The organism is Pseudomonas sp. AFG_SD02_1510_Pfu_092 (genome assembly GCF_003331055.1).
Taxonomy (GTDB): Bacteria; Pseudomonadota; Gammaproteobacteria; order Pseudomonadales; family Pseudomonadaceae; genus Aquipseudomonas.
The window spans coordinates 1-15,078 of the sequence record NZ_PUQD01000088.1 but is presented as its reverse complement, the minus strand read 5'-3'; the positions used below and the strand labels follow the sequence as shown (position 1 = coordinate 15,078).

The 15,078-nt window shown below is 65.9% G+C and carries 16 protein-coding genes; 5 read left to right on the top strand and 11 right to left on the bottom strand.

Going from position 1 to position 15,078, the window contains the following annotated elements; all coding sequences use genetic code 11:
• Window positions 1-117: 117 nt before the first annotated feature.
• The 6 genes from C6A77_RS23935 to C6A77_RS23905 form a co-directional block, all read right to left on the bottom strand.
• A complete protein-coding gene (locus C6A77_RS23935; RefSeq protein WP_114171835.1) occupies window positions 118-2,508 on the bottom strand; it encodes a TonB-dependent receptor in 2,391 nt (796 codons plus the stop codon).
• Window positions 2,509-2,726: 218 nt separating this feature from the next.
• Window positions 2,727-3,704, bottom strand: a complete 978-nt coding sequence (locus C6A77_RS23925) for a FecR family protein (protein ID WP_114171834.1) — start codon at window positions 3,702-3,704, stop codon at window positions 2,727-2,729.
• On the bottom strand, window positions 3,701-4,273 hold the full coding sequence (locus tag C6A77_RS23920) for an RNA polymerase sigma factor (protein ID WP_114171833.1): 573 nt from the start codon (window positions 4,271-4,273) through the stop codon (window positions 3,701-3,703). The genes C6A77_RS23925 and C6A77_RS23920 overlap by 4 nt, the downstream gene beginning before the upstream one ends.
• 4 nt (window positions 4,274-4,277) lie before the next feature.
• A complete protein-coding gene (locus C6A77_RS23915) occupies window positions 4,278-4,604 on the bottom strand; it encodes a DUF3325 domain-containing protein (protein ID WP_114171832.1) in 327 nt (108 codons plus the stop codon).
• Entirely contained in the window at window positions 4,604-6,181 is a 1,578-nt protein-coding gene (locus tag C6A77_RS23910; protein ID WP_114171831.1) for a PepSY-associated TM helix domain-containing protein, read from the bottom strand. The genes C6A77_RS23915 and C6A77_RS23910 overlap by 1 nt, the downstream gene beginning before the upstream one ends.
• A complete protein-coding gene (locus C6A77_RS23905) occupies window positions 6,178-6,483 on the bottom strand; it encodes a DUF3649 domain-containing protein (RefSeq protein ID WP_114171830.1) in 306 nt (101 codons plus the stop codon). Before C6A77_RS23905 ends, C6A77_RS23910 begins: the two co-directional genes overlap by 4 nt.
• A gap of 232 nt (window positions 6,484-6,715) precedes the next feature.
• Here C6A77_RS23905 and C6A77_RS23900 point away from each other — a divergent pair, with 232 nt between their 5' ends.
• The gene (locus C6A77_RS23900; protein ID WP_114171829.1) at window positions 6,716-7,063 is read left to right on the top strand and encodes an HPF/RaiA family ribosome-associated protein; all 348 of its coding nucleotides are present in this window, start codon (window positions 6,716-6,718) and stop codon (window positions 7,061-7,063) included.
• A 123-nt stretch (window positions 7,064-7,186) separates the two neighbouring features.
• Window positions 7,187-7,477 carry a DUF3509 domain-containing protein gene (locus tag C6A77_RS23895; protein ID WP_114171828.1) on the top strand — a complete coding sequence of 97 codons (291 nt, stop codon included), beginning with the start codon at window positions 7,187-7,189 and terminating at the stop codon, window positions 7,475-7,477.
• 3 nt (window positions 7,478-7,480) lie between these two features.
• Here C6A77_RS23895 and C6A77_RS23890 read toward each other — a convergent pair whose 3' ends face one another.
• Window positions 7,481-7,951: a phosphate-starvation-inducible PsiE family protein gene (locus C6A77_RS23890; protein WP_112250195.1), complete on the bottom strand. Its 471-nt coding sequence runs from the start codon at window positions 7,949-7,951 to the stop codon at window positions 7,481-7,483.
• A 239-nt stretch (window positions 7,952-8,190) separates the two neighbouring features.
• On the opposite strand from C6A77_RS23890, the gene C6A77_RS23885 reads away from it, so the two are divergent.
• The gene (locus C6A77_RS23885) at window positions 8,191-8,454 is read left to right on the top strand and encodes a YebG family protein (RefSeq protein ID WP_114171827.1); all 264 of its coding nucleotides are present in this window, start codon (window positions 8,191-8,193) and stop codon (window positions 8,452-8,454) included.
• A gap of 124 nt (window positions 8,455-8,578) precedes the next feature.
• Here C6A77_RS23885 and C6A77_RS23880 read toward each other — a convergent pair whose 3' ends face one another.
• Window positions 8,579-9,598 (bottom strand): Glu/Leu/Phe/Val dehydrogenase dimerization domain-containing protein, encoded by a 1,020-nt coding sequence (locus C6A77_RS23880; RefSeq protein WP_114171826.1) that lies wholly within the window; start codon window positions 9,596-9,598, stop codon window positions 8,579-8,581.
• A gap of 123 nt (window positions 9,599-9,721) precedes the next feature.
• Between C6A77_RS23880 and C6A77_RS23875 the strand changes: the two genes are divergently transcribed.
• Complete coding sequence (locus C6A77_RS23875) at window positions 9,722-10,528, top strand: tetratricopeptide repeat protein (RefSeq protein ID WP_114171825.1); 807 nt, start codon at window positions 9,722-9,724, stop codon at window positions 10,526-10,528.
• Here C6A77_RS23875 and maiA read toward each other — a convergent pair.
• From maiA to hmgA, 3 genes are read right to left on the bottom strand one after another with little or no spacing between them, the layout of a single operon-like run.
• Window positions 10,522-11,154, bottom strand: coding sequence for a maleylacetoacetate isomerase (gene maiA, locus C6A77_RS23870; protein ID WP_114171824.1), 633 nt, complete (start codon window positions 11,152-11,154; stop codon window positions 10,522-10,524). The two genes, C6A77_RS23875 and maiA, sit on opposite strands and share 7 nt — an antisense overlap.
• A gap of 11 nt (window positions 11,155-11,165) precedes the next feature.
• Window positions 11,166-12,458, bottom strand: a complete 1,293-nt coding sequence (gene fahA, locus C6A77_RS23865) for a fumarylacetoacetase (RefSeq protein ID WP_114171823.1) — start codon at window positions 12,456-12,458, stop codon at window positions 11,166-11,168.
• A 3-nt stretch (window positions 12,459-12,461) separates the two neighbouring features.
• Window positions 12,462-13,763, bottom strand: coding sequence for a homogentisate 1,2-dioxygenase (gene hmgA / locus C6A77_RS23860; RefSeq protein WP_114171822.1), 1,302 nt, complete (start codon window positions 13,761-13,763; stop codon window positions 12,462-12,464).
• 173 nt (window positions 13,764-13,936) lie between these two features.
• Here hmgA and C6A77_RS23855 point away from each other — a divergent pair, with 173 nt between their 5' ends.
• Window positions 13,937-14,719: an IclR family transcriptional regulator gene (locus C6A77_RS23855; protein WP_114171821.1), complete on the top strand. Its 783-nt coding sequence runs from the start codon at window positions 13,937-13,939 to the stop codon at window positions 14,717-14,719.
• The last annotated feature ends 359 nt before the right edge of the window (window positions 14,720-15,078 follow it).

The window sequence follows — 15,078 nt, the reverse complement described above, 5'->3', positions numbered from 1 at the left end:
CCTGGCCCCCCCCCCCCCCCCCCCCCCCCCCCCCCCCGCCCCCCCCCCCCCCCCCGCGCGGCCCCCCGGGGGGGGGGGGGGGCCCCCGGCGATGGGCCGCAAAGCGGCCCCTGCTACCTAGAACTCGAAGGTACTCGACAAGCTCACCTGACGCGCATCGCCGATGGCCACGAAGTTCTGGTTCACCGCCGAGCTGTAATACACCTTGTCGAACAGGTTCTTCACATTCAATTGCAACAGCACCTTGTGCTCATCCAGCCGGGTTTCGTAGCTGGCAAAGGCATCGGCCACGGTATAGGACGGCAGGTCGAAGGTGTTGCTCGGGTCACCCGCCCGCTCGCCCACGTACCGCGCCCCTGCGCCAAGGCGCAGGCGATCGCCACCGAACAGGCTGCCATAGTCGTACACCGCCGACAGCGAACCACTGTGCCGGGCCACGTTCTGCAGGCGGTTGCCCTTGAGTTCCGGGTCCTTGGTCACCTGCGCATCAATGAAGGCGTAGCTGCCGATCAGGCTCCAGCGGTCGCTCAGCTGGCCGGTCAGGTCCAGTTCGACACCGCGCGAGTTCACCTCGCCGGCATTGCTGTACAGCGTGTCGCCGGTGGCCAGGTCGAGGCTGGAAACCAGCACGTTGCGCTTGGTGATGTCGAACAGCGCCAGGGTGCCGGTGAGCCGACCAGGCATGTCGAGCTTGGCGCCAAGCTCCCACGACTTGCCCTCCTCCGGCGCCACCGCCCCGTCCAGCACCACGTTGTCGACCAGCGGGGCAATGCTCGAATTGGGCTTGAACGATTCGCTGTAGCTGGCATAGAACGACAGCTGCTCATCGAGCTTGTACACCACCCCCGCGTGCGGCACCCAGGTCTGGCCATTGCTGTCGGTATTGACCTGGAACGGCCGACCGCGACCGGCGTACTGGTCGTATTGCTGGAAGCGCGCACCGGCCACCAGAATCCAGTGCTCATCCAGGTGCAGCGCGTCCTGGGCGAACAGCGCATCGGTGCGCAGCTTGTCGGTCTGGTCACTTTCCCGGGCGCCGACCGTGGTGCCCTCCACTTCCTGGCCGTAGACCGGGTTGACGTAGCTGAACGCAGATTGCGCTTTCTGCCGGATCAGGTCACCGCGAAAAATCTTGCGGTCCTCGTGGTCGAGGCCGAACAGCAAGTCGTTCTGCATGCCGGCCAGTTGCACACTGCCGGCCAGGCTCAGGGTGGCGAACTGGTCACGGCTCATGGCGTTGTGGGTGCCGTCGATGCTGCGCGACAGCGTACCCTTTTGTTCATTCACGCCAGTCACCCGCACCTGGCTGGCGTCGTAGGTCTCGCGGTTGAAGCTATAGCCGAAGTGCAGCTTCCAGTCGTCGGCCAGCTGGTGGTCGACCTCCAGGCGGTACAAGTCGGAACGCCCTTCCATGTCGTTGAACGGCTCGTCCAGGCGCCGCGTGGCCGGGATATCCAGCGGGTGGCCGTCGTTACCGAACGCCGTGCCCCGGTCGAACGGTGACAGAAACTCGCGGTGCTCGTAAGCCAGTACCACCTGGGTGTTTTCGCCCAGCCACGCCAGTGACGGCGCCACCAACGATTCGCGGTGCACGCCGTAGTTGCGCCAGTAGTCCTCGTCTTCATGATCGACGATCAGGCGGTAGGCGAAATTGCTCTCGCCCAGCCCGCCGGTGCTGTCGAAGCCGCCGCCGCTGCCATTCTTGCCACTGCCGTAGGTCGAGCCGCGCACGGTCAGGGCGTTGTATTGCTGCAACTGCGGCCGCTTGCTGACCACGTTGATCACCCCGCCCGGGTCCTGGATGCCGTACAGCAGCGAGGCCGGCCCCTTGAGCACCTCGACCCGCTCGGTGCTGGCATTGAGGTTGCGGCCCTGCACCACGGGCATGCCGTCGCGCATGATCGAACCGTCGCGGTTGTCGCCAAAGCCGCGCTTCATCACCGTGTCGGAAGTGCCACCGAAATTGTTGCCCTGGGTGATGCCGCTGACGTTGGCCAGGGCGTCGTCGAGGTTGCGCGGGGCCTGGTCGCGGATGACCTGTGCCGGGACCACGTTGATCGCCTGGGGGATGTCCTGGCTCGGGCCTTGCCCGCGCATGATCGCGGCGCTGGCCGGGGGCTGGTAGCTGTAGTCGTCCAGTTGCGAGGTCACGGTGGTGGCCTGCAAGTTGAGGGCGCCGGACGTGTCCAGCGCTTCCAGGGTGACGGTGCGTGCATCGACGCGGCGCCAGGCCAGCCCGCTGGTACCCAGCAGTTGTTGCAGGGCCTGCTCGGCGCTGAAGCTGCCGTTCAGCGCCGGCGCCTGCACGCCAGGTAGCTCGAGGGTATAGACGACGCTCTGGCCGGTGGTGCGGCTGAAGGCGTTGAGCGCCTGAGCCAAAGGTTGCGCCGGTTGGGCGAAGGCGTACGCCTGCTGTTGCTCGGCAGCGCAGGCCAAGGGCGTGACAGCGACGGTCGGCAGCGCGCAAAGGCCGAGCCAGAGAGGGACGCAACGCGGGGTGAACTTCATGGACGCTGACCTGTGAGAGGGTGATGACTGCGAATGAATCGCACTTCCACTCATTACACGGATGCCACGTCCTGTTACCTCATCCGCTTTCTGAAAATATTTTTGCCTGTGCCGGCCTCTTCGCGGGTGAACCCGCTCCCACAGGAAGGGCGCAAGTTTAAAATCCTGTGCAGTACCTGTGGGAGCGGGTTCACCCGCGAAGAGGCCGGCACAGGCAGCTAGCGAACCAAGGTCAACCGCCCCAGCACGGTCTGCCGCGAAAAGCCCATCACCTTGCCCAGCGAATCCAGCGCCAGCAGCGGCTCGGCCAGCGGGAAACTGCCACTGACCTTGCGCTGCCCCAGCTCGCCATCAAGCAACAGGATGCGCCCTGGGTAATAGCGCCCGAGGTCCTCGACCACCTGCGCCAACGGCACCTGGTAGTAGTTCAACCAACCCTGGCGCCAGGCCAGGCGGCTGTCGCTGTCTACCGACAAGGTTTCGCCTGCCCGACCGGCGCGGTAAGCCACCTGCTGGTTGGCGGTGAGTTCGCGCACTACAGCGCCTGTTGCCGGGCTCACCGCCACCCGCCCGCTGCGCACCGTCACCTGGGCACCGTCGCCTTGCTCGCGTACCTCGAACTGGGTGCCAAGCACCCGCACCGCGCCGCCGGCGGCTTCGACCAGGAACGGCTCGCCGGTATGCGTGACCTGGAAAAACGCCGCGCCATGCAACAGCCGCACGCGACGCTCGCCGTGCTCGAAATCCACCGCAATCGCGCTGCCGGCATCCAGCGTCACCTGCGACTGGTCGGCCAAGGTCACCTGGCGAATCTGCCCGGCGCTGCGGTAGTCGGCCTGCAGGTCCTGCAGCCAGTAACTCGGCTGCCAGCCAGCGGCAACACCGATGGCCAGCACCAGGCAGGCCGCCATCGCCATTGCTGCAAGCCGCCAGCGCCGCGCGGTGGGCGGCCTGGCCATGGCAGCCAGGTAACGCTGCAGGTCGTCGTGCTGTTCAGCGGCCAGGCGCGCCGCCGGGGTGGCGCTCTTGTGCCACAGCGCCTGGGCTTGTGCATAGGCGGCGCGGTGCGCAGGGTCGCTCAGCAGCCAGCGCTTGAAAGCAGCGCCCTCGGCTTGCGCGGGCTGCTCGTTGATGCGGCCGAGCCACTGCAAGGCAGCCCGGGACTGCGCCTCGCTGATCGGCGGTAAACGGCTCATCGACGGGCACTCCCTGGCCGGCGTGGGGTGGACGCGGGCTCGGCGACACTCGCCTTGCACGCTTCGAGGGCGCGCATCATATGCTTTTCCACCGCGCTCTGGGACAACTGCATGGCCTTGGCGATCTCGCCGTACTTGCAGCCATGAATGCGGTTGAGCAGGAAAATCTGCCGGGTGCGGTCAGGCAAGGCGCGCAAGGCGGCTTCGATGCGCTGCAAGTCGTGATCGACTTCCACGGCCTGCTCCGGGGCCAGCGCCATCGCCGCTTCATCCACCGGCAACACCGCTTCCGCCACGCGTTCACGGCTGCCTTCACTGCGCAAGTGGTCGATGGCCAGGTTGCCGGCGCAACGCAGCAGGTAGGTGTCCAGCGCCTCGACCTTGACCTCGGGGCGGCGCCAGAAACGCAGAAACAGCTCCTGCACCAGGTCCGATGCGGTGGCGCGGCAACCGACCCGGCGGCTGACCAGGGCTTCCATGCGCGCCCGCTGGGCCTGGAACACCTGGACGAACCGCGCACGCCCGCTGCTGTTCTCGTCCGCGTCGATCATCTCGCCTGGCTCGCTCATCGGCTCACCCGGCGAACACGGCCAGCGCCGGCCCCAGCACCCCGCTGGCGGCGGCCAGGCCCAGCAGCAGACGGGGCTGGTACGGCAGGCCGAACACCCACAGGGTCGCCGCAGCCATCAACACCGCGGTCCATTCCACCAAGCCATGGGCCCAGCCGCGCAGGTGCACACTGAGCACCGCCGACAGCATCAGCAGCAGCCAGCCGGCGCTGCGCAACAGGCGCAACTGCCCAGGGCGCGGCCGGCGCCCGAGCAGGTCGGCGAAGTGTTTTTCCATGGCCAGGCACAGGGCAACGAAGCCCGCGAAGGCGATCAACGCATTGCCCAGCATCAGCTCGCCTCCGCCGTTTCGCTGCTCGGTGTGTTTACCGCACGCGGGGTGCGCCTGGCTGCAGGTTGGCGGCTGCGCAGCATCTTGCTAGCCAGCCAGGCCAGCAACAGGCCGGTACCCAGCGCCGTAAGGTCGAAACCGGCCATGGCCCAGTCGCCGGCCTGTAACGAATGGTTCAGGCCTTGGCCGGTGGTCAGGCCGTTCAGCAATGGCAGCAAGGCGAACGCCAGTGCGCCCAGTGCTAGTTGCTCACCCCAGGCACGGCGCCCACTGCGCAGCATGGCGTGCAGCAACGACAGGCCCCAGGCGATGAAGAAGGCGTTGACCTCCCAGTCGGCCCGCCCTTCGATGCCCATCGGCAGCAGGCGGTTGGCCCAGAAGAAGCCCGCCACTGCCAGCAGCAGGCCGCTCATGCTGGCGATATTGAGCACCTCGACCAGGCGCAGTTCGCCCGGCGGGTGGCCGCCCTTGGCATGCTTGAGCTGACGCTTGCCCAGCCACATCACCAGCCCGGTGCCGATCACCGCAGTGCCGGCGACGCCGAAGAAGAAGTACAGCCAGCGCAGCCAGGGCCCGGCGAAGTTGCCCATGTGCAGGCCGGCAAAGCTGAACGCGGTCATCATCGCCGCGCTCTCCGGCTTGCCCTGGCTCAGCAGCGCACCGCTGGCACCGTCGAAGGTCCAGTTGGCGCTGCGCCGGTAGGCGACGTGGTCGGCTGCCGACTGGGTGAAGGTGACGCGGGCATTGCTGTCGCCCGGGTTCTGCACCTGGATGTTGCCGATACGCGCGCCCGGTTGCAGCGCCTGCACCTTGGCGTACAGGCTCGGCAATGGCACCAGCGGCGCGGCCACCTGGGCCGCCTTGGGCGCTTCGTTGCGGCCGAACAGGTCGTTGAAGTACTTGCCGGTGTCATTGCCGTAACTGGCCATGATGCCCGCCGGCATCACCATGTACATGAACAGCACCAGGCTGCTGTAGCTGATCATCAGGTGGAACGGCAGCACCAGCACGCCGACCGCGTTGTGCCCGTCCAGCCACGAGCGCTGGCCCTTGCCGGGGCGGAAGGTGAAGAACTCCTTGAAGATCTTCTTGTGGGTGATGATGCCGGTGACCAGCCCCAGCAGCATGATGAAGGCGCAGAACGTCGAGAGCCAGCGGCCGTAGGGATGGGGCATCTGCAGCTGGAAGTGGAAGCGGTAGAAGAACTCGCCACCGCGGCTGTCGCGTGCGGCCACCGGCTGACCGGTGTGGCTGTCGAGGGTCTTGCTGACGAAACCGCGCGGCCCGCCATTGGCGTCGCGATAGCCCACGCTCAAGGCGGCCTCGCGTGCGTTGGGCAGGCGGATGAACCAGGTGCCGGAATGCCCGGCGTGGTCCTGCAGGTAACGCTGCGCCACTTCCAGGTCGTGGCTCGGCTGCAGTGCCTGGCGATGCACTTCGGGCTGCGCCCAGCGGGTTATTTCTTCCTTGAAGTACGACAGCGTGCCGGTGAGGAAGATGGCGAACAGCAGCCAGCCGAAGATCAGGCCGGTCCAGGTATGCAGCCAGGCCATGGCCTGGCGGAAGCCTTCTTTCATCGGGGGTTCATCCAGTAGACCAAGGCGCTGACCACGGCCAGCACCAGGCTTGGCGCCAGCACTCCCAGCCAGGCGCGCAATGCGTTGCGACAGGCGAAGCACCAGATGAACGCCAGCAGGTAGAAGACGAATGACAGCAGCAGGCCGGTAAGCGTGGCATCCACCTGTGGCAGCGGCGCCGTCAGGGCAATGCAGACGCTGGCCATGGACGCCAGCAGGTAGCCGCCCAGCAGCGCGGCCAGGCTGCGTGAGGTCACAGCCAGGCGGTAGCTGAGCGAGAGGCCGGCGGTTTTGCGCGTCATGGCGAAGGTCCGGGCGTTTGCGGGGCTGCAATAATAATGATTTCAATTCTCATAAGCAAAGGCTGAGCGATGCACCGCCTGTCGCCTTGAATGCAACAAGAAATTTATTTTCAAAAAGGGCTTGAATTCGTTTCGCGGTTGCCTGACCTTAGGGTCAAGAGACGCAGAAATTCCAAGGGTCTCAATGACCTGGATGCGTCTCCATGCGAGCAAGCTGAATAAGGATTGAATCATGCAAATCCAGGTAAACAGCAGCAACCATTTCGAAGGCAATGCCCGGCTCGATCAGTGGGTCCGCAGCACACTGCAAACCTCGCTGGAACGTTACGAAGACGACCTCACCCGCATCGAGGTGCACCTGCGCGACGAGAACGGCGCCAAGCCCGGACCGCATGACAAACGCTGCCAGATGGAGGCTCGCCCCAAAGGCCATCAACCGATTTCGGTGACCCACACCGCCACTTCGCTGGACCAGGCGGTCGATGGTGCCGCCACCAAGCTGAACCACGCGCTGGAACACTTCTACGGCAAGCTGCGCAGCAAGCGCGGCGCCCTGGAACTGACTGACCCGGACGCCTGATCGGCACTCCAGACAACGCCCGGCCCCGTGCCGGGCGTTTTCGTTTGTGGCGATCAATGGCGCTGAACCAACTGGCGATCGCGCCGGTCAACCTCTGCAGTCATTCACCGCAGAAGCAAGACCATGAACAACCCATTCGAACGAATCAGTGCTGCATTCGCCCCCGAATACCGGGTCAACCTGAGCATCGCCAACCTCGACGGCAGCATCATGCTGACCCTGTCCGACGACGCCGGCGTGGTCGCCAAGCGCCTGATCACCCAGGCTCAGCGCAATGACCCGGTGCGCCTGCAGCGGGTGATCGACAGCATCCGCCTGGGCCTGGCCATCGAACACAGCCAGAACCCCATGCAGGTGCTGGCCGCGCTGACCCGCGATGCCCGCCAGGAGCCGCGCCACTTCGTCGCCAACTGAGGCTTACTTGCCCTCTTCCACTTCCTTGCCGTTGGCGTCCAGCGCCTTGGTCGAGGGGTAGCGGTAGGAGGCGTAGCGCACCACCAGGATCGAGAACGCCAGCAACAGGATGCCGCCGCACACGTACAGCAGCCCTGCGTCCGGCGCCTTGTGGTGCGAGACATCGCCGATCAGCAGGCGGGTCAGCGCGGTGATGGCCACGTAGAGCAGGAAGCGGATCGGCATGTGGTTGGTCTTGAAGTAGATCCCGACCATCGCCCCCAGCTCCAGGTAGATGAACAGCAGCAGGATGTCGTCGACACTGACCCCGCCCTTGCCGAGCATGTCGATGAAGGTCATCACCGCCGCATAGGCGGTGATCGCGCCAATGCCGAACAGTGCCAGGTAATGGAATGCCTCGACGCACAGGTTGCCCAGCGAGTCGGCCGAGCCGTGCAGGCCCTTGCGCAGCTTTTCTGCCCATTTGGTGTTCACGATGTTCCATTCCCCGATACGTCTTGAAGGATGATGCGTCAGCGCTGTGACGCTTTTGCCATGCAGTTAAAAGGCCAGGCCCTTGCCTTGGAAGGCGACCGATTGCCGCAAGGCACGTTGGGCCGGCCCTGCGCCGCTCGATTCAGGCCACGCTACAATTTCTGCTTGCGAAGCAACCAACATTGCCATTACTGTATATAGATACAGTAAAAACCCAACAAAAGGCACAGAGGTGATGAATGGCCGTCGAAGTGGTGTACCGCAGCAGCCGCGACCCGGAGCGCTTGTTCATGGATAAGGCCGAAGCAGACCGTCACGACAAGATGCTCGAACTGGCCGAGCGCCTGGCCGAGGTGTTGCACAAGGCCGTGCCGTCGCTGACCGAGCAGCAGGTGGAGGAAGCCGGAATCTACATGGCCAGGAACCGCGATGTGTTCGCCCGGGCGTTCAAGAACCAGCCGGATGCGTTGGCAGAGTTGCTCGAGGGTGGTGCAGCAGCGTGACAGCGGTGCCGCTTGCTTCGCGGGTGAACCCGCTGCTGCAGGAAGCGCCCCGTTCCTGAGGGCTGTGCAGTACCTGTGGGAGCGGGTTTACCCGCGAAGAGGCCAGCAAAGCCAGCGCCAGTATTCAGCCGTAGAGCAACCGCTCCGCCAGCATCTGCGCCACCCGCGCCGGCGAGCGTTTCTCGGCCTGTGCATGACCAAACACTTCGGTCAGCCGTGAAGGTATCCGCGCCAGGTGCGCGGTGATGGTGCCCAGATCCTCGCCTCGGTGGGCAAGCGCCACGTAGATCAACCCACCGGCATTGATCACATAGTCTGGCGCATACAGAATCCCGCGCGATTCCAGCTGGTCGGCCACCTGCAAGGTGGTCAGCTGGTTGTTCGCCGCCCCCGCCACCGCCGCGCAACGTAGCTGCATCACGCTCTGCCCGGTCAGTACCGGGCCGACACCGCAGGGGGCGAAGATGTCGCACGGGGTACCGAGCAACGCATCGTTGGTGACCGGGTGGGCATTGAACTGCTCCACCGCCAGCCGCACCCGCCCAGGGTCCAGATCGCTCACCAGCAAGTCGGCCCCGGCTGCGTGCAGTTGCTCGGCCAGGGCGTAACCAACATTGCCCAGCCCCTGCACCGCCACCCGCAACCCCTGCAGGTCATCCGTGCCGAGGCGGAACGAAGTGGTCGCACGAATGCCGGCAAAAACCCCCATCGCCGCATGCGGTGACGGGTCGCCTGCGGCCGTGGTGCTGGTCACATGCGGCGTGCTCTGGGCGATGCAGTCCATGTCCAGGGTAGAGGTGCCGCTGTCCACGGCGATGATGAAGCGCCCTTGCAGGGTATCGATGAAGCGGCCAAACGCCTCGAACAACGCAGCGCGGTTTTCCACATGCGGGTTGCGCATGATCACCGCCTTGCCGCCCCCCAGTGGCAGGCCGGCCAGCGCCGCCTTGTAGCTCATCCCCTGGGCCAGGCGAATGGCGTCGGTCATGGCGCTTTCGTCGTCGGCATAAGGCAGGTAGCGGCAACCACCGATGGCCGGGCCCAGTTGCTCGCTATGAATCGCCACCACGGCTTTCAGGCCGGTGGGCGGGTCGGTGAACAAGTGCAGCGACTGGGTGCGGGTGCTTTGCATCAGCGCGAACATCGGCAGGCTCCCCTACGAGGTGCTCTTTGCAGTATAGGCGCGGCCCCTGGGCTGGCGCCGCCGCCGGACCACTGGACGAAACCCTGCACCGCGTCTAATACTCAAGCGTGTGTGGAGAACCCCATGAAGCCACGTCAAGCCTGCCTGGCCTGCCTGGAACGCGAGCCGGTCGCCCTGCTGGAAGCCGCATTGTGGATTGCCGCCGAGCACGACGGCAGTGTCGAGCCTGCGGCCAGCCTTGCCCTGCTCCACGACTTGCAACGCGAAATCAGCGCCCACCTGCCGATGCTGCCGCTGTGCGAACTGGCCCAGCCACTGCTGCGTCAGCTCAATGCCCTGGGCTTCCAGCAGGATGAATACCACCCCCTGCGCCCGCATGCCGCGCTGATGAACAAAGTGTTGCAGCGCCGCCGTGGCCAACCGCTGACCCTGGCCATTCTCGCTCTGGAACTGGCCCGGCGCCTGTCCATCCCCCTTGAAGGCGTGGGCTTCCCCGGGCATTTCCTGCTGCGAGTGCCCGGTGCCGACCACCTGCTCGACCCCTGCGGTGGCCGGCGCCTGTACCCCAACGATTGCCGCGAGCTGCTGGCCCGCCAGTTCGGCCCGCATGTGGCGCTGACCGCCGAGCACCTGCGCAGTGCCAGCCCGCAGCAGATGCTGCAACGCCTGTCACGGAACCTGCGCCAGTTGCACATGGCTAACGATCAGCACCTGGCAGCGCTGATCGATGCCGAACGGGTCATGCAGCTGGGCCCGGTCCAGGCCAGTGACTATGTCACCCGCGCCTCGCTGTACCAGCACCTGGACTGCCCGCAGGCCGAGCGTTTCGACCTGGAGCATGCGCTGCTGCTGAGCGAAGACCCGGTCCAGCGCCTGAAGTTGTCCGAACGTATCGGCAAGCTTCCGGCGGCAAACCGTTCCATTCACTGAGCCGGGCTGTCTGCCTGCCGGGCGGGGTGGGCCTGGACGAACGCCGGGTGCCCGGCTGCCAGGGCGGCGACCCGCCCGATGCGCGGGAAACCGGCGAGGTCGATGTTGAAGCGCTCGGCCGCGTACAACTGCGGGATCAGGTAAACATCGGCCAGGCCAGGCTCATCGCCAAAGCAGAAGCCGTTATCGCCAATCAGTTGCTCGACCGCCGCCAGCCCTTGGCCGATCCAGTGACCGATCCACTGGTTGACCTGGCTTTCGTCCTGGCCGGCCTGGCGCAGCCGGTTGAGCACGCTGACGTTGTGCAGCGGGTGAATGTCGCAGCCGATGATCGCCGCCACGCCCCGTACCTTGGCGCGCGCCTCTGCCGTGGCAGGCAGCAAGGCGGGCTGTGGATAAACCTCTTCCAGGTACTCGATGATCGCCGGTGATTGCACTAGCAGCTCCCCGCCGTCGGTACGCAAGGCCGGGACGCGGCCCTGCGGGTTGACCGCGACATAGTCGGCACCGCGCTGCTCGCCCTGCAGCAGGTTGACCGGCAGGGACTGGTAGGCCAGCCCCTTCAGTGCCAGCGCGATGCGCACCCGGTAGGACGAGGTGGAACGGTAATAAGTGTACAGTTCCATGCCATGCCTCCTCAGTTGGCCGCGATGACCGTGCCACGGCATTCGCCGAAGCCGATGCTGGCCACACCCTCACGCGCGCAACGGGCACGCAGGATGATCTCGTCACCGTCTTCGAGGAACTTGCGCACCTCGCCGCTGGCCAGTTCCACCGGGTGCTTGCCGCCTTCGGTGATCTCCAGCAGGCTGCCGAACGAACCCGGCGTGGCGCCCGACAGCGTGCCCGAACCGAACAAGTCGCCCGGCTGCAGCTGGCAGCCGTTGACGCTGTGGTGCGCGACCAGCTGCGCCACGGTCCAGTACATGCTGCGGGTGTTGCTCAAGGTCAGGCGGTGCGGGGCCAGGCCCTGCTCGCGCATGCGCTCGGTCAGCAGCAGCACTTCGAGTTCGATATCGAAGGCGCCGGCGGCCTGGTCGCGCTTGTCCAGCAGGTACGACAGTGGCTGCGGGTCGCCTTCCGGGCGTGCCGGCTGGGCGCAGCGGAATGGCTCCAGCGCTTCGGCGGTGACCACCCAGGGCGAGACAGTGGTGATGAAACTCTTGGACAGGAACGGGCCCAGCGGCTGATATTCCCAAGCCTGGATATCACGCGCCGACCAGTCGTTGAGCAGGCACAGGCCGGCCACGTGCTCGGCGGCGTCGCCTACCGGGATCGCCTGGCCCATGTCATTGCCCTGGCCGATCCAGATACCCAGTTCCAGCTCGTAGTCCAGGCGCGCGCAAGGGCCGAAGCTCGGCTCGCTGTGCCCGGCCGGCAGGGTCTGGCCCTTGGGCCGGCGTACATCGGTGCCGGACGGGCGAATGGTCGAGGCCCGGCCGTGATAACCGATCGGCACGTACTTGTAGTTGGGCAGCAACGGGTTGTCGGGGCGGAACAGCTTGCCCACGTTCTTGGCATGCTCGATGCCCACGTAAAAGTCGGTGTAGTCACCGATCTGCGCCGGTACGTGCAGTTGGCAGGCGCTGGCCGGATACAGTGCGGCCTGCAGCGCCGATTGGTGTTCGCTGTGCTCGCCCAGCAGCACCAGCAGGCGCTCGCGCAGGGCCACACGGGCACTGCGGCCGAGGGCGAAGAAGGCGTTCAAAGCCCCACCACGGGTGGCCTCGACGGCAGCCTTGGCAGCGCCGTCGAACAGGCCGGTGGCCAGCACCGCTTCCAGGTCGAGGATCGCGTCACCAATGGCCACGCCACAACGACGGGCTTCACCCGGCCGGCTGAAGATGCCCAGCGGCAGGTTCTGCAGCGGGAAGTCGCTGTGCCCGTTGGCGTGCTCGACCCAGCTACGGGCAATGGCGGTCTGGTTCATGGGTTATCTCCGGTTCGGGTTGAAGGTGCTCGGCAAGGTGGCCCAGCAACTATCGTAGTCGGCCTGCAATTGCGGGCATTCGAGGGCGTACAGGCTCGGGCGCAGCACCTGGCTGGTCTCGAACATGAAGGCCATGGTGTTGTCGATCTTGTGCGGCGCCAGGTCGGCGGCAATCGCCTTTTCGCAGGTTTCGGCGTCGGGGCCGTGGGCGCTCATCACCCCGTGCAGCGAGGCGCCGCCCGGCAGGAAGCCCTCGGCCTTGGCATCGTAGGCGCCCTGAATCAGGCCCATGAACTCGTTCATCAGATTGCGGTGGAACCATGGCGGACGGAAGGTGTTCTCGGCCACCATCCAGCGTGGCGGGAAGATCACGAAGTCCATGTTGGCCATGCCATGCACGCTGGTCGGCGAGGTCAGCACGGTGAAGATCGACGGGTCCGGATGGTCGAAGCTGACCGTGCCGATGGTGTTGAAGCGGCGCAGGTCGTACTTGTACGGCACGTTGCTGCCGTGCCAGGCGACCACGTCCAGCGGCGAGTGCTGCAGTTCGCAGGCCCAGTGTTCGCCGAGGAACTTCTGCACCAGCTGCACCGGGCCCTCGGCCTCTTCGTAGTGCGCCACCGGGGTGAGGAAGTCGCGCGGGTTGGCCAGGCCGTTGCTGCCGATCGGGCCAAGGTCCGGGATGCGCAGCGGCGCGCCGTGGTTTTCGGCGATATAGCCGCGGGCCTGGCCGTCGAGCAGTTCAACGCGGAATTTCATGCCGCGCGGGATCACGGCAATTTCCAGCGGCTCGACGTCCATCACGCCCAGTTCGGTGGCGATGCGCAGGCGGCCCTGTTCCGGCACCAGCAGCAGTTCACCGTCGGCGTTGAAGAACACCCGCTCCATGGAGCGGTTGGCGCGGTAGATGTAGATGCTCACGCCGGCCGGCTTTTCAGCGGCGGCGTTGGCCACCATCGGCAGCCAGCCGTCGATGAAATCGGTCGGCTCGGTGGGGATCGGCTGGGGGTTCCAGCGCAGGCGATTGGGGGTGACGGCCCCCAGCGGGCCGCTCAGCGGCTGGCGCGCCAGGCGCTCGAAGCGCGGGTGCAATGCCGATGGGCGAATACGGTACAGCCAGGTGCGGCGCAGCTCGCTGCGGGTCATGGTGAACGCTGTGCCCGAAAGCAGCTCGGCATACAGCCCGTAGGGCGCCTTCTGTGGCGAGTTCTGCCCGACCGGCAGGGCACCTGGCAGCGCTTCGCTGGCAAATTCGTTGCCGAAGCCGCTGAGGTAGTCAAGGTCGGGTGATGTATCGCGATTCATCGATGCCTCCGGGCTCTGGCCGAGCCGTTGCGGGCAGCTGCTGCTGGCCCGGAGCGGGGCGGCAGCGCGTCTGCATTGTTTTTATCGTAATCAGATTACGAATAACGTAATTTGCTCCGGGCAAGGCGTCAAGCTATAAAGGCGCGACTCGACGAATCCGGAAGAAGATGTCCATGGCCAAAGCCAGCTCCCCCGCCGACAACGGCAAGCAGAAAGTCCGCTCGGCGGAAGTCGGCACCGACATCCTCAAGGCCCTTGCCGAACTTTCACCGTCCACCTCGCTGTCGCGTCTGGCGGAGCATGTGCACATGCCGGCGAGCAAGGTGCACCGTTATTTGCAGGCGTTGATCGCCAGCGGTTTTGCCGAACAGGATGCCGCCACCAACCATTACGGCCTGGGGCGCGAGGCCTTGCGCGTGGGACTGGCGGCGCTGGGCAGCATCGATGTGCTGAAGACTGCCGCGCTGCCGTTGTCGCAGCTGCGCGATGACCTGAACGAGAGCTGTTTCATTGCCGTGTGGGGTAACCAGGGCGCGACCGTGGTCAGCATCGAACCGGCGGTGCGTGCGGTTACCGTGGTCACCCAGATCGGCTCGGTATTGCCGCTGCTGAGCTCGTCCACCGGGCTGGTGTTCGCCGCCTACCTGCCAGAGCGCGAGACCGTGGAGTTGCGTGACCGGGAACTGGCGGCGCTGCAGCACAGCGCCGCCGACTACCAGACGGTGCTGGCGGGCATCCGCGAACGTGGCCTGCACCATGTGCACGGGCTGCTGATGCCGGGCGTGGATGCGCTGTCGGCGCCGGTGTTCAATGCCTTGGGGCAGATCGCCGCGGTGATGACGGTGGTAGGGCCTACCTCGATCTTCCATGCCGACGAGCATGGCCCGGCGGCGCAACGGTTGCTGGCGGCAACGCGGGAAACCAGCTGGCGCATGGGCTATTCGCCCGCTGCCTGAGCGCCTGCGACACTATTGCCCGATACGTAAAGGTGAATGTCATAAGCGGCTATTTTTCCTGTGGGATCAAGCCCTTATTCTTGGACGCACTGGCCGGCATGAAGGGCTCTCCCCCCCGCCTTTCAGGCCTGCGAGGTTCACCGACGTAGATTTTGAAGCTCCTTGATCTAACGTCTCGATTGGCCGCTGCGGCTTGCAGCGGCCTTTTTTTTGCCCTGAAGAACTCTGCTGGCCTCTTCGCGGGGGGGGCCCCCCCCCCCCCCCCGGCCGCCCCGGGGGGGGGCGGGGGGGGGGGGGGGGGGGGGGGGGCGCCCCCCCGGGGGCGGGGCCCCCCGAGACGGCACCACGAAAGGTGGGGG

What these genes read in the sequence shown, in the direction of transcription:
- fahA (WP_114171823.1), bottom strand. Translation starts at nt 12,458, where the DNA reads ATGAACCAGACCGCCATTGCCCGTAGCTGGGTCGAGCACGCCAACGGG.
- C6A77_RS23905 (WP_114171830.1), bottom strand. Translation starts at nt 6,483, where the DNA reads ATGACGCGCAAAACCGCCGGCCTCTCGCTCAGCTACCGCCTGGCTGTG.
- C6A77_RS23900 (WP_114171829.1), top strand. Translation starts at nt 6,716, where the DNA reads ATGCAAATCCAGGTAAACAGCAGCAACCATTTCGAAGGCAATGCCCGG.
- hmgA (WP_114171822.1), bottom strand. Translation starts at nt 13,763, where the DNA reads ATGAATCGCGATACATCACCCGACCTTGACTACCTCAGCGGCTTCGGC.
- C6A77_RS23910 (WP_114171831.1), bottom strand. Translation starts at nt 6,181, where the DNA reads ATGAAAGAAGGCTTCCGCCAGGCCATGGCCTGGCTGCATACCTGGACC.
- C6A77_RS23880 (WP_114171826.1), bottom strand. Translation starts at nt 9,598, where the DNA reads ATGTTCGCGCTGATGCAAAGCACCCGCACCCAGTCGCTGCACTTGTTC.
- C6A77_RS23855 (WP_114171821.1), top strand. Translation starts at nt 13,937, where the DNA reads ATGGCCAAAGCCAGCTCCCCCGCCGACAACGGCAAGCAGAAAGTCCGC.
- C6A77_RS23885 (WP_114171827.1), top strand. Translation starts at nt 8,191, where the DNA reads ATGGCCGTCGAAGTGGTGTACCGCAGCAGCCGCGACCCGGAGCGCTTG.
- C6A77_RS23895 (WP_114171828.1), top strand. Translation starts at nt 7,187, where the DNA reads ATGAACAACCCATTCGAACGAATCAGTGCTGCATTCGCCCCCGAATAC.
- C6A77_RS23920 (WP_114171833.1), bottom strand. Translation starts at nt 4,273, where the DNA reads ATGAGCGAGCCAGGCGAGATGATCGACGCGGACGAGAACAGCAGCGGG.
- C6A77_RS23935 (WP_114171835.1), bottom strand. Translation starts at nt 2,508, where the DNA reads ATGAAGTTCACCCCGCGTTGCGTCCCTCTCTGGCTCGGCCTTTGCGCG.
- C6A77_RS23915 (WP_114171832.1), bottom strand. Translation starts at nt 4,604, where the DNA reads ATGCTGGGCAATGCGTTGATCGCCTTCGCGGGCTTCGTTGCCCTGTGC.
- C6A77_RS23925 (WP_114171834.1), bottom strand. Translation starts at nt 3,704, where the DNA reads ATGAGCCGTTTACCGCCGATCAGCGAGGCGCAGTCCCGGGCTGCCTTG.
- maiA (WP_114171824.1), bottom strand. Translation starts at nt 11,154, where the DNA reads ATGGAACTGTACACTTATTACCGTTCCACCTCGTCCTACCGGGTGCGC.
- C6A77_RS23875 (WP_114171825.1), top strand. Translation starts at nt 9,722, where the DNA reads ATGAAGCCACGTCAAGCCTGCCTGGCCTGCCTGGAACGCGAGCCGGTC.